The sequence below is a fragment of the Cecembia calidifontis genome (genome assembly GCF_004216715.1).
In the GTDB taxonomy this organism is placed as follows: domain Bacteria; phylum Bacteroidota; class Bacteroidia; order Cytophagales; family Cyclobacteriaceae; genus Cecembia_A; species Cecembia_A calidifontis.
The window spans coordinates 4,934,360-4,946,303 of sequence record NZ_SGXG01000001.1 but is presented as its reverse complement, the minus strand read 5'-3'; the positions used below and the strand labels follow the sequence as shown (position 1 = coordinate 4,946,303).

Annotated in this window: 12 protein-coding genes and 1 tRNA gene; 9 read left to right on the top strand and 4 right to left on the bottom strand. The window is 41.4% G+C overall.

Annotated elements, in window-relative coordinates:
• The first annotated feature begins 37 nt into the window (after positions 1 to 37).
• A complete protein-coding gene (locus tag BC751_RS21390; protein WP_130277382.1) occupies positions 38 to 958 on the top strand; it encodes a sugar phosphate isomerase/epimerase family protein in 921 nt (306 codons plus the stop codon).
• 5 nt (positions 959 to 963) lie between these two features.
• Here the strand turns inward: BC751_RS21390 and BC751_RS21385 are convergent, their stop codons facing one another.
• Positions 964 to 2,388: an SLC13 family permease gene (locus BC751_RS21385; protein WP_130277381.1), complete on the bottom strand. Its 1,425-nt coding sequence runs from the start codon at positions 2,386 to 2,388 to the stop codon at positions 964 to 966.
• A 190-nt stretch (positions 2,389 to 2,578) separates the two neighbouring features.
• On the opposite strand from BC751_RS21385, the gene BC751_RS21380 reads away from it, so the two are divergent.
• From BC751_RS21380 to BC751_RS21370, 3 genes are all read left to right on the top strand, one after another.
• On the top strand, positions 2,579 to 3,166 hold the full coding sequence (locus tag BC751_RS21380) for an HD domain-containing protein (protein WP_130277380.1): 588 nt from the start codon (positions 2,579 to 2,581) through the stop codon (positions 3,164 to 3,166).
• Between the two features lie 269 nt (positions 3,167 to 3,435).
• Positions 3,436 to 4,185: a hypothetical protein gene (locus tag BC751_RS21375; RefSeq protein WP_130277379.1), complete on the top strand. Its 750-nt coding sequence runs from the start codon at positions 3,436 to 3,438 to the stop codon at positions 4,183 to 4,185.
• A 251-nt stretch (positions 4,186 to 4,436) separates the two neighbouring features.
• Positions 4,437 to 5,264 carry an ORF6N domain-containing protein gene (locus tag BC751_RS21370; RefSeq protein ID WP_130277378.1) on the top strand — a complete coding sequence of 276 codons (828 nt, stop codon included), beginning with the start codon at positions 4,437 to 4,439 and terminating at the stop codon, positions 5,262 to 5,264.
• A gap of 474 nt (positions 5,265 to 5,738) precedes the next feature.
• Here the strand turns inward: BC751_RS21370 and BC751_RS21365 are convergent.
• The 3 genes from BC751_RS21365 to BC751_RS21355 form a co-directional block, all read right to left on the bottom strand.
• Positions 5,739 to 5,822, bottom strand: a tRNA-Leu gene (locus BC751_RS21365).
• Positions 5,823 to 5,894: 72 nt separating this feature from the next.
• On the bottom strand, positions 5,895 to 6,191 hold the full coding sequence (locus tag BC751_RS21360) for a putative quinol monooxygenase (protein ID WP_130277377.1): 297 nt from the start codon (positions 6,189 to 6,191) through the stop codon (positions 5,895 to 5,897).
• A complete protein-coding gene (locus tag BC751_RS21355) occupies positions 6,188 to 6,967 on the bottom strand; it encodes an SAM hydrolase/SAM-dependent halogenase family protein (protein WP_130277376.1) in 780 nt (259 codons plus the stop codon). The genes BC751_RS21360 and BC751_RS21355 overlap by 4 nt, the downstream gene beginning before the upstream one ends.
• 104 nt (positions 6,968 to 7,071) lie before the next feature.
• Between BC751_RS21355 and BC751_RS21350 the strand changes: the two genes are divergently transcribed.
• The 5 genes from BC751_RS21350 to BC751_RS21330 all read left to right on the top strand — a co-directional run bounded on the left by BC751_RS21350 (position 7,072) and on the right by BC751_RS21330 (position 11,942).
• A complete protein-coding gene (locus BC751_RS21350; protein WP_130277375.1) occupies positions 7,072 to 8,073 on the top strand; it encodes a PhoH family protein in 1,002 nt (333 codons plus the stop codon).
• Positions 8,030 to 8,467 (top strand): GNAT family N-acetyltransferase, encoded by a 438-nt coding sequence (locus BC751_RS21345; RefSeq protein WP_130277374.1) that lies wholly within the window; start codon positions 8,030 to 8,032, stop codon positions 8,465 to 8,467. The genes BC751_RS21350 and BC751_RS21345 overlap by 44 nt, the downstream gene beginning before the upstream one ends.
• Positions 8,468 to 8,501: 34 nt before the next feature.
• Positions 8,502 to 9,038 carry a DUF3575 domain-containing protein gene (locus BC751_RS21340; RefSeq protein WP_130277373.1) on the top strand — a complete coding sequence of 179 codons (537 nt, stop codon included), beginning with the start codon at positions 8,502 to 8,504 and terminating at the stop codon, positions 9,036 to 9,038.
• A gap of 90 nt (positions 9,039 to 9,128) precedes the next feature.
• Positions 9,129 to 11,090, top strand: a complete 1,962-nt coding sequence (locus tag BC751_RS21335) for a ComEC/Rec2 family competence protein (protein ID WP_130277372.1) — start codon at positions 9,129 to 9,131, stop codon at positions 11,088 to 11,090.
• 72 nt (positions 11,091 to 11,162) lie between these two features.
• Complete coding sequence (locus BC751_RS21330) at positions 11,163 to 11,942, top strand: enoyl-CoA hydratase/isomerase family protein (RefSeq protein WP_130277371.1); 780 nt, start codon at positions 11,163 to 11,165, stop codon at positions 11,940 to 11,942.
• Positions 11,943 to 11,944: the final 2 nt, after the last annotated feature.

Genomic DNA, 11,944 nt, shown 5'->3' with positions numbered 1-11,944 from the left:
TAGCAAGATTATCTTCCAAACCTAAAACCTCAATTACATGATTTCCAGAAGAGATGCCATCAAATCAATCGGACTAGGAACCGGGGCTTTTTTGACAGCCAATGCATTGCAGGCGGCTCCGGCCAAAACAGTTGGTAAATTCAGTTTCTGTCTGAATACAAGTACTATTATGGGGCAACAGCCCGGTTTGAAAGGTTATCTGGAAATAGCAGCCCGTGCAGGTTATGATGGGGTAGAATTATGGATCAGAGATCTTCAGGAATACATCAATTCGGGCAATTCTGTTTCCAGTTTAAGAAAACTTATCAGCGACAGCGGGCTTAAATTTGAAAATGCAATTGGTTTTGCGCCTTGGATGGTGGATGACGCTTCCAAAAGGAAGGCCGGCTTTGAGCAAATGGAAAAAGAAATGGAGCTTTTGGCGGCCGTTGGGTGTAAACGGGTAGCAGCCCCGGCTTTTGGTGTTGATGCGCCTTTGGATCTTTTCAAGGCGGGGGAGCGATATAAGGCTTTATTGGATTTGGGAAGGAAGACCGGTGTCATTCCTCAATTGGAGTTTTGGGGGGCCTTTCCTTTTTTCCACCACCTTGGGCAAGTCCTCATGGTGGCAGCTGTTGCCAATGACCAAGATGCCAGGATTCTGCCAGATGTGTACCACCTCTTTAGAGGAGGCTCGGGATATGATGGGCTGAAAATGCTCAGCGGAGACTTGATTGAAGTTTTTCATATGAATGATTTTGTGTCCCATATTCCAAGGGAAGAACAGCAGGACAAAGACAGGGTTTATCCGGGTGATGGATCGGCCCCTATGAAGCAAATCCTTGCCGATCTCAAAGCCATGGGCGGAGAAAAGGTACTTTCCTTGGAGCTTTTCAATCAGGACTATTGGAAGCAAGATGCTTTGACTGTGGCAAAGACAGGATTGGAAAAAATGAAGACCTTGGTGGCCCAGGTATAATGGTATCAGGTGAAAATCCAGGAATAAATCAGCACGGTTAAAAATGCCAAAACCGGCCCTACGAATATCATTAATAGCCCCCCTGATCTGAAACTTTTCTGTTCGATCATTCCTGTAGAGAAGGCTATGGCGTTGGACGGAGTGGAAACAGGAAGCATCAGGGCTGAAGAACAACTAAGTGCGATTATTAAAGGAACTGCAAGTCCCCAGATTCCCGGAAGGGATAAGCCCAATGGAACAAGTATAGATGCTGCTGCGGTATTGCTCATGATGTTGGAAATTAATACTGCAATAATGGCAAATACCACGGCCACTCCGAACATGGGCATTGGCAATGAAGATATTTTTTCCATTATTATATCTGTCAATCCTACATCTACCATCGCAATGCCCAATGCAAGGCCGCCGGCTACCAGCATCAATGTATCCCAGGGTAACCTGCGCACGTCTTCGGCCTTGATGACTTGGAACAATGTTAAAAGAACGATTGGGATTGCGGATGTGGCAGCAATTGGAATCCCATGGAAGGGTTCCGTCAACCACATACTGACGGTTACAAAAAGTGTGAAAAGCACGGCATTTCTTTCAAAGCCCTTCTTCATGCTGAGAGGGGTGTTCAATTCCGATAAGTCCAGATGAACCTGACTGAGTTGCAGTTTTTTTGTGAGGAATTTCCAGAAAATCAAAATGGCTATAAGGGCGGTGGGCAGTCCAAAAATCATCCAGTCAATAAAAGTGATATTGATGCCTTTCTCCTGTAAGGCGCCGACTGCAATGGCATTGGGCGTACTTCCGATGATGGTGCCCATTCCTCCCAAGGTAGCTGCTGCGGGTATTCCTACCAATAGGGCTTTGGTGTATTCGGAATTCTTACCCATGATCCTTGCCAAAGGTAAAATGGAAGAAATCATCATGGCTGTAGTGGCGGTATTGGACATGACCATACTTCCTATAGCTGTTGTAAGCATGAGGCCAAGCAAAAGCCGGTTAGGGTCTTCACCAAACTTGTTCAAGGTGAATTTAAACAGGGCCCTGTCCAAAGACACGATACTCATCCCCTCTGCCAGGAAAAAACCTCCCAATAAAAGCCAGATTACGTTACTGGTCCAGGTACCCAGATACATCTCTACAGGGGTTTTATATTCCTCTTCCAGGATGAATTCGGTGCCAAAGCCCATTAGCAGACCAGCAATGATAAAAATTCCAACCGAAAAGGGTGGAATGGCTTCAGTTACCCAGAGCCCGATAGCTAAAACACTGAGGAAAAATACATAGTTGACCTCTTCCGTATAGCCCAGGTTGTTGAATAGGGAAGTGACAAAGAGAGCAAAGATAAAGTTGCCGGTGAAAGTAGAAGAGGCCCAGATCCAGCCGTACTTTAATTTTTTGTACAGACGGATGGCTGCGCGTCTGGAATCGTTGTAAGCCATAAAAATTCATTTCTGATGAAAGCCTTAGGTAAAGGTAAGAAAAACTGATGTGGTTTGGTAGGGCATCGGTAATTTAAAATGAAAATTAAAACTGACATTTTATGTCAATTATTTTAGTTCAAGATAAAATTTCAATAGTTTTATCAGGTGAACAAAAGGAAACAAGTGTCGGAAAAAATAAACAATAGATATGGAAAAGAATATTTTTGATGCCATTGAGTTTGTGGCACAAGCTCATCGCGGACATTTCAGGAAGGCAACTCAAATACCTTATATCAGCCATTTGATAAACGTCATGAAAATATTACTGGAATATGGGTATTCAGAAAAGGTAGCCATGGCAGGCTTGCTTCATGATGTAGTAGAAGATACAGCAGTTAAAATTGAGGAAGTGGAAAGCCTGTTTGGTGGTGAAGTGGCTGCTTTGGTAAGAGGGGCCACTGAGCCGCATAAGTTGCATTTGGAGGAAGGGGAAGCAGAGGCTCCTTGGTTAGAGCGGAAAATACATACACTGGATTATCTAAAAAAAGAAGCTTCAGAGTATATTTTGGCTGTTTCTTGTGCTGATAAATTGGATAATATCAGGTCTATTCAGTCAGATATTGAGAAAGTTGGGGATGAAGTATGGTCTCGTTTTAACGCACCTTATGAAAGTCAGAAATGGTATTATACTGGTTTAGCTATTACTTTCGTAGGTAGACAAAAGGACTTTGGTGCTGAGTTTAGGGCTTTAACGGATAAGTTTGAAGCAACCACAAAAGCCGTTTTTCTACGATAGGTTATTCCTTTTGATATTGAAGTTATGAAATATAAGCATACTGTACCTCCTAGCTTTTTATCCAAATTTTCGCAGTTTGTCTTAGGATATGCCCAAAAACTGGTTCAGGAATAACAGCTATTACCCTCCCGCTTGATATTACTTTCTCCTTTGGATGGCTTTGACTATGCTTCCTGAGTCTAGGTCAGTAGTAAAGCAGGTTGGGGAATTGCTAAGGAGGTAAATTGGATGATGCTTTTTTAGTTTAAAAAATAACAGTAATAACACTTATGATTTTATCACATATGACCATTTATGGGTGTCCCAAATGCGGGGAATTCGTTTCCAAAACCTCGCCTTCGAGCAGCTATCGCTCCACGGGTATCCGCTTTACTGATGGAAAATTAAGAGGATTGGATGCCATTCATGATTACATTGTCAATGAGTGTAAAAAGTGTGGACATTTATTTTGGATCAAGGACGACTATAAGATTGGTGTGTATGATTTCGGTCCTTTTGGCCGCAAGGATGAAGAGGGCAATAAGGCTTTGGAGGCTAAAGTGCCCAATATGGGATTTGTCAGCTCTGCCAGATTACCGGATATCTATGGGCTACATAGGATGTTGGCGACAGGTGATTTTACTGGAAAGAAACAAGAAATTTATCTGAGAAAAAATCTGCATTGGTCCTTTAATGACCGGTATTGGGATCTTAGGGTGTTGTTTTTGAAAGATGGAGATCAGGAAATCTGGGAAGAAAATTTAAAGGCTTTGATCCCCTTGATCAGATTTAGGTATAAGGATACCCTCTATCTGGCGGAAATTTACCGTAATCTGGGCAAATTCTACAGGGCCAGGTGGGTCCTGTTGAGGGCAGTACTTCCTTCTATGAAGAATGCCCGAGAAGTTATCTGGCATGAATGCAAAAAGAAGAACAGTTTTTTAGTTCCTTATGGCAAAGGGAAACTGAATGAGTATTATGTAGATGGTTATCCGGATTATGTGCAGGTGGACAAAGGTAAGATTTTGAATGGAAAGTAGGGGTTAAATCACAATTTATGATCTTGGAAACTTGAGGTTCCATTCTGGCATCTTAAAATCCTTGACTTTTCCAAAGTTTTAAACTTTGGAAAAGTTATCTTGAGGTCACAAATTGTGACCTCAAGTGTAGTTGTAATAATAAATTAAACTGATTACAGGTGGTGCCATCGTTTTAAAATGACAAAGACTTTTATGGAGACGATGAAGGTAAATATTGAAAGCTACATTATACAGTCAGGGGAGTACAGGTAATGCTTGATTATCATTTGGCTATGGTATATCATGTTGAAACGAAAAGGTTGAATGAACAGGTTAAGAGGAACTTGAAGCGGTTTCCAGGTACGTTTATGTTTCAGCTTACTCAAGAAGAATGGGATACACTACAGCTTCACCTTTCTAATATGATATCTTCGGAGAGTTTGCAGTCGCAATTTGCGACCGCAAAGCGAAGGTCACTACCCTATGCTTTTACAGAACAAGGCGTTTCGATGCTCTCAGCCGTACTTAATAGTGATACTGCAATTGAAGTCAGCATCCAAATCATGCAGGCTTTTGTAGCCATGCGTAAGACCTTGGGCAATCTGCATGGTGTGATCCAACGACTGGAAGGAGTGGAGCTGAGGCAGCTGCAAACAGACAGTAAACTGGAACAGATCTTCCAAGCTTTGGAAAAAGATACCAAACCAACACAGGGTATTTTCTTTGAAGGGCAGCTATTTGATGCTCATGTTTTTGCATCAGACCTGGTCAAAAAGGCAAAGAAATCCATTGAACTTTTGGATAACTATTTAGATGAAACAACCCTGCTATTGCTTAGCAAGCGGAGGAAGGGTGTCAGCTGTATCGTACACACACGCATCAAGCCTGTCTTGCAGAAGGACTTGGAGAAGCACAACAAACAATACGAACCCATCACCTTGATAGAAAATAGGGGCAGCCATGACCGCTTTTTGATCCTGGATGATCAGGAACTGTATCATATTGGCGCCTCCCTGAAAGACCTTGGCAATAAGTGTTTTACCTTTTCCAGGATGGACAACTTTTTAGAAGTTGTAAAAGGGAAGTTGTTGAATTGTTAGGTAAAAAAAACGAAAAACCCCTCCAAAATTGCTTCTGAAGGGGTTACAATCCAAGTAAACCGGACTGAGGAAAATAATATGGTTATCACAAAACGTGATGTCCAAAAATCAAGGAGCGTGATGGTGGGGGCTCTGCCGGTCTTGTCTCCGGTATTGCTCCGGGGATTGGCTTCCTTTCGGGTTCAAATATTTATAAATATGAATATGCCTTAAAAACAGGGGAGCATAGGCTTGGATTTTATAAAATACTTTATTAGTTTTATAGTAGTGGTTCTCTCAAAATCCACTAAGTTGTTCTCAATTGGTCCCGGAAAATTTTTCCGGGATTTTTTTTGCCAAAAATTTCCTCAAACAAAAAGGCATAAAAAAAGGCTTACTGTGCAGGACATTTGCAGGAAATTTCCCGCCAAATATTATTCTGCACTGTAAGCCTTTGAATTTGAATTACTTACAAGGGTTATTTTGTAAGTGTTGTACCCAGGGCCGGAGTCGAACCGGCACGAGTGTAACCTCATTGGTGTTTGAGACCAACGCGTCTACCAATTCCGCCACCTGGGCATTTCAATCTTCCGCGTTCCTTGCTGAACGGGATGCAAATATGAATACTATTTTTTTTCCTTGCAAGCGCTATCAAGGCAGTTCTTCAATTTTTTTTGCTGAAAAAGCCATGGGTTTTTCTGAAAACAGGGTTTTGGTATAAGTCCATACCGATTTAAATAATTCAGAATCACGGTATTGATTTAAGGCCTCCTCTGATTCCCAATGACTGTAAGTCATGAAAATATTTTTAAAATTTTTGTCCTGCCAGAGTTCCAGGTAGCGGCAACCGGGGAAATGCCTTATTTTTTCTTTGTTGGCCTCAAAGTTGTCCAAAAAATCCCGCACCTTATCTTCCTGAAAGGTCATTCTCACTACGCGTATCATCATGTTCCCTCTGTTTCAAAATTGATAAATACAGGACTGTCATACCTGAGTCCCAAAAGTTCTGCCCCATGCCCGTGATTGATTCCGATTTCCAATAAGCCCAGGCTGTTAAAGAAGGCAAAGCAATCCCCGGGTTCCACCTGGTCATAATTCGTGTTGAGCTTGGTCAATGTTTCCCTGCTGAATTCTATATTGAACCTTCCCGGATTCAAAGTATCAAATACTTCTTTGGTAATATTGGTGATCAAGTTGCCATAATTGTCTACCCGTATCACATGACCTGTAATCTGTTTTTTGGTGGCCTTGAAATTTCTCGGGATCATCTTTTTAATTTGGCTTAATGGTCCCCCAAAATCATGTATGGAAGCACCGGTGGCCACTTTTGCTGCTACGGGGGCCAGGATGTCTTTGGCGGGGAAAGTGCTATCCTTGATATGCACATCTCCTAATTTTACAATGATACCCGGTTCCTCTTCAGACAATAGGCTTAATATACCATTGTTAGGCCCGATGAATATGTGTTCGTTCAATTTAATTCCGATATAACCGTCGGTCACATTACTTGTGGCATTCATGGCCACCAAATGGACGGTTCCTTTTGGAAATTCATTGTAAACATACTTTAATACAAACGCAGCATGGGCAACATCATAGTTTTCCACTTTATGGGTAATATCCACAATCGTAAGCTGAGGGTTGATGGATAACATTTTTGCCTTTACCGCGGGTACATAATAATCCATGTCTCCAAAATCCGAAGTGAATGTTATCAATGCCATATAAGCAAGTCTGTTAAAATTTTATATTTTTGTGATAGGTGTGAACAAAATTAGAAATTTATTCATTACACCATAGGAACAAATCATAATTCAAAAGTATCGGATTGGTAGAGAAAGTAATTACTTTGGAAAATATTCCCTTGCTGGATTTTTTAGGCCCGGGAAATGAAAATATCAGGCATGTAGCTGCCGCTTTTCCACAAAGCAAAATAGTGTCTAGGGGAAATGAAATCAGGATTCAGGGCCGTGCCCCTGAAATCCTGCGCATCAATGACCTGCTCAATATGTTGCTCCAGCATTTTCACCGTTTTGGTCATATCACACCGGAAAATATTCAGGAATATATTGCTTTAGAAGGTGCACCTTTTGAAGAAAATCTCAAGAATGATGTGATCATCTACGGAAACAAAGGGCTGGTGGTCAAACCCAAATCTGCCAATCAGCGGAAACTCGTGGATGCCTCTTTTAAAAATGACCTGGTGTTTGCTTTAGGGCCGGCAGGAACAGGCAAAACTTATATCGCAGTGGCTTTGGCGGTGCGTGCCTTGAAAAACAGAGAGGTAAAAAGGATCATCATCACAAGGCCAGCCGTTGAAGCAGGTGAAAATCTTGGCTTTCTGCCCGGAGACCTTCAGGAAAAACTAGACCCCTATTTGAGGCCCATTTATGATGCGCTGAGTGATATGGTGCCGGCCGAGAAACTCAAGTTTTACCAGGAAACCAGGGTAATCGAAATTGCACCTTTGGCTTATATGAGAGGTAGGACTTTACACGATGCCTTTGTGCTTTTGGATGAGGCTCAAAATACCACCAGTGAGCAGATCAAAATGTTCCTTACCAGGATGGGGCCCAATTCCAAAGTGATCATTACCGGTGACCAGACACAGGTGGATTTACCTAAACGTCAAAAATCAGGACTAAGAGAGGCGCTACATGTACTCAAAGATGTAAAAGGAATTGGAATTGTCAACCTAAGCGGAAAAGATGTGATCAGACATAAATTGGTAAAGTCCATCATTGAGGCATACGAAAAAAATGAATCCCAAAAAGTAACTGAAAAAGATGAGCATAAGCGTCCAAAAGGTAAAGACGAAGGAGGAGCTTGATACCGTATTCGATATCAGGGAAAAGGTCTTTGTGATCGAACAGGAAGTGGATCCTGCTGAAGAATATGATGAATTCGAGGAGACTTCTACCCATTTTTTAGCAAAGTTTGATGGTGAAGCAGCTGGGACAGCCAGATGGAGATTTACCGATAAGGGAATCAAACTCGAGAGGTTCGCTGTTTTCAAACCGATGAGAGGAAAGGGGGTTGGGCAAGCATTGGTTAGGGCCGTAGTGGACGATATCGCCAATCATCCAGAATCAAAAGGGAAAAAACTTTATATGCATGCCCAATTGGACGCCATGCCTTTGTACGCCAAGTTTGGTTTTAAGCAAGTTGGAGATATGTTTGAAGAATGTAATATCTTGCACTACAAAATGGAATTATATTTGTGATCCGTATAAACTGTTGTTTTTAAATTTTATGACCATGAAAAAACTATTATTTGTACTGCCAGCTTTATTGTTGATTGGGAATTTAACCTTTGCTCAAGCTTTGGAAGATCCCAAAGGTGAAGTTAGATTGAATTTTCTTAATACCATTCTTATTGGTTCGGTAGAGTTAGGGTATGAACATTTCCTTGCGCCTGACCAATCAATAGGTCTGGAATTCCATATCAATGACAGGTTCAATTACCGCTCTGCAGGAGCAGGAAGAGACTTCAATGCTTCCTCTTTTTTATTGTCTTACAATTTCTATTTTGCAGGCAATGAATCCGGAAAGCTCCATATTTCACCGTTTTTCAAATATAGGTTTGGAGAGTACCGTGAAAGCCTTGACGGACCGGTTACTGTGACAAATCTGAACAGTGGTTTCATCGGTCTGATTGGAGGATATAAGTGGAACTACAACAATTTTGCTTTTGGACCTTTTGTGGCGGTTTCCAGAGGTTTTTCAGGAGAAGTCGCTGATAGGTTCAATGCGATTGAATTGAAAGCCGGATTAAACGTTGGTTACAGGTTTTAATCAACTTATCCGATTAAGTTATACCTGAGGGGGCCTTTAGGGCCCCCTTTTTTGATTTTTATCCGTATTTTCCTTCAAATTTTTAAAGCTATGGTTTTCGCTGATTTTCCATTCCTAAGATACCTGGTTTTTTTCGTGCTGGGGATTCTCTTATACCCTCACTTGGCGCATTTTTCTAAAACTAATTTTGATTATCTGTTATCGGTATTTTTTTTGGTCTATGTAGTGTTGTTGGTAATCAAATCATTTAAAAAACAAAAGCAGTTAAAACACCCGGTTTTTCCGGTTTTGGCTTACTTACAGCTTATTCTTTTAGGAGTACATGTTTCTTTTTACAGTGATTTTCTTCAAAGCAAGGATCATTTGATCTACCACCAAGAACCCATCATGGGGTATTTGGCAGTTGTAAGCGGGCAGGATGAGCTCAAACCCAATTCCATTGCCAATAGGGTTAAGGTCAGGAAAGTCTATTTTAAGGAAGATACCAAAGAACTTAAGGGAGAAGTAATCATCTACCGCAAAGACTCGGTTAAGTGGCTTCCAGGGGATATGGTTTGGATAGAAGGCAGTCCACAATTGATCAAAGGACCTACAAATCCACATGAATTCGATTATCGGAAATTCATGGCACGCCAGCAGGTCACACACCAACACTTTGTGGGTGAAAGATTTCAAAAAATTGCTTGGGTCTATGAATCTCCCATTGAATATTTTTTTGTACAGCTGAGGGGGAGAATTCTGGAGCAAATCGATAGGCACTTTGAGGATATTCAGGCCAATCAAATTGCGAAGGCACTCCTTTTGGGACAAAAGAAATCCCTGGATAGGGAATTAAGTGAAGCCTATGCCACGGCAGGGGCCATGCATGTCCTTGCTGTCTCTGGACTTCATGTAGGTATTATTTATGGTTTTTTCTTTTTGTGGATCAAACCCTACCGGATTTCCGTAAGAAAACGCATCCTCTATCTTACCGGTATTATTTTGTTGATCTGGTCCTATGCCCTGTTGACAGGCATGTCACCTTCTGTAATGCGCGCCGCTACCATGTTTTCACTGATGGGCTTGGCCCAAATGAAATCCAGATCCCCATCTATTTTCAATGCCATTGCCCTTTCGGCTTTGATAATTTTGGTCTTTGACCCGCAATTGATTTATGCAGTTGGTTTTCAGTTGTCTTATCTGGCTTTGTCCGGGATTTTATTGATACAGCCCCTATTGGTAAAACTTTGGCTTCCCGGTAACCGCATTTTGGAATACGTCTGGCAGATCAGTACGGTAGGCATCGCTGCCCAAATAGCCACCTTTCCGATTTCCAGTTTTTATTTCCACATGTTCCCGGTTTATTTCTTATTGTCCAATCTGATTGCCATACCCGGTGCTTTTTTGATTATGTCTTTTGGTGTTCCTTATATGCTTTTGGGACAGGTTAATTTCTTGGGCGATTGGCTCTCGAAAATTACCGAAAGCATTATTCAGTTGGTCAATTTCGGGGTACTTGCTATTCAGGCTTTGCCTTTTTCAAAACTTTCTGGATTGTACCTGAGTCCTGCGGATGTTGTGCTTTATTTCCTTCTCCTTGGTTTCTTATTGATTTTTATCTATCAGCCTGGGAAAAAACTCTTATGGATGATGGCTCTTTTAGTTTTCTTAGGAGGTTCATACCGTCTGATTGACCGTATTTCGGATCTGAAAAAAGAAGAATTATTGGTGTATAATTTGGAAAGGGGATTTGCAATTGATTATTTGTATCAAGGAAAGCTATTTGTATATGATCAAGCAGAAGAGAATGAGTTGACATACAAAGTGAACCCCAATAGGAAAAGGCAATCCTCTGCCGGATTTTTTCCGTTAATTCCTTTTCAAGCGGAAGAGGGAGTGGAATTTCTTTTGCCCAATGGCTATATCTTAATTATGCGAGAAGGGCAGGTTTCCTTTGAGAAGGAAGGACTGGATACGGGGGGGGTTGAAATGGATTCTGGAAATTGGAAGGAAATCTTTGCCAATGACTCCTTGACAAATAGAGATAAAGCGCTAAAAATCGTTTTTCAATGAATGTTTTTGGAAGAGCACTATCGGTAATTTATCTTTCAATTAAATTTATAAACATTACTTGAGCAGAAAAAAATGAGCGAAAGACCCATTATCACCTATAAAAAAGACAGAATAGGCTATTTGGAACTGAATAGGCCTGAGAAAAGGAATGCTCTCAATTCAGAAATGGTAGAGGCTTTGAAAACTGCCATTTCGGAATTTGAAAAAGACAGGGAAGTTAAAGTATTGGTGATCAAGGCGGCTGGTAAAGTTTTTTGCTCCGGGGCGGATTTGGCCTACCTGCAATCTTTGCAGACCAATTCTTATGAAGAAAACCTACTGGATAGCAATAACCTTAAAGAATTGTTTTATCGGATTTATACTTCCCCAAAAGTCATAATTGCCCAAATCCAGGGACATGCTTTGGCAGGAGGCTGTGGTTTGGCTACAGTTTGTGATTTCTCATTCACGGTTCCGGAAGCCAAATTTGGTTATACGGAAGTCAAAATCGGATTTGTACCGGCGATTGTTAAGGTATTTCTTTTGCGGAAAATTGGAGAAGGAAAAGCCAAACAGCTTTTGCTTGATGGTGATTTAATTGATGCGAAGGAAGCCCAATCCCTGGGGTTAATCAATTGGATAGTGGAAGCCGGTGTCTTGGAAGAAAAAGTTTATGAATATGCCCAAAAACTAATTGAACAGAATTCAGAGCAGTCCATGGCCCTTACCAAAGAAATGATTGGAAGGGTACAGGAGAAAAGTCTGGAGGACGGCCTGGATTATGCAGCCGCTATGAATGCAAGGGCAAGAGGATCCGAAGATTGTAAAAAAGGAATCGCTGCATTTTTAAACAAAGAACCTATTTCCTGGTAAGA

Coding starts and splice junctions, on each gene's coding strand:
- BC751_RS21390 (WP_130277382.1), top strand. CDS start 38: ATGATTTCCAGAAGAGATGCCATCAAATCAATCGGACTAGGAACCGGG.
- BC751_RS21385 (WP_130277381.1), bottom strand. CDS start 2,388: ATGGCTTACAACGATTCCAGACGCGCAGCCATCCGTCTGTACAAAAAA.
- BC751_RS21380 (WP_130277380.1), top strand. CDS start 2,579: ATGGAAAAGAATATTTTTGATGCCATTGAGTTTGTGGCACAAGCTCAT.
- BC751_RS21375 (WP_130277379.1), top strand. CDS start 3,436: ATGATTTTATCACATATGACCATTTATGGGTGTCCCAAATGCGGGGAA.
- BC751_RS21370 (WP_130277378.1), top strand. CDS start 4,437: ATGCTTGATTATCATTTGGCTATGGTATATCATGTTGAAACGAAAAGG.
- BC751_RS21360 (WP_130277377.1), bottom strand. CDS start 6,191: ATGATGATACGCGTAGTGAGAATGACCTTTCAGGAAGATAAGGTGCGG.
- BC751_RS21355 (WP_130277376.1), bottom strand. CDS start 6,967: ATGGCATTGATAACATTCACTTCGGATTTTGGAGACATGGATTATTAT.
- BC751_RS21345 (WP_130277374.1), top strand. CDS start 8,030: ATGAGCATAAGCGTCCAAAAGGTAAAGACGAAGGAGGAGCTTGATACC.
- BC751_RS21340 (WP_130277373.1), top strand. CDS start 8,502: ATGAAAAAACTATTATTTGTACTGCCAGCTTTATTGTTGATTGGGAAT.
- BC751_RS21335 (WP_130277372.1), top strand. CDS start 9,129: ATGGTTTTCGCTGATTTTCCATTCCTAAGATACCTGGTTTTTTTCGTG.
- BC751_RS21330 (WP_130277371.1), top strand. CDS start 11,163: ATGAGCGAAAGACCCATTATCACCTATAAAAAAGACAGAATAGGCTAT.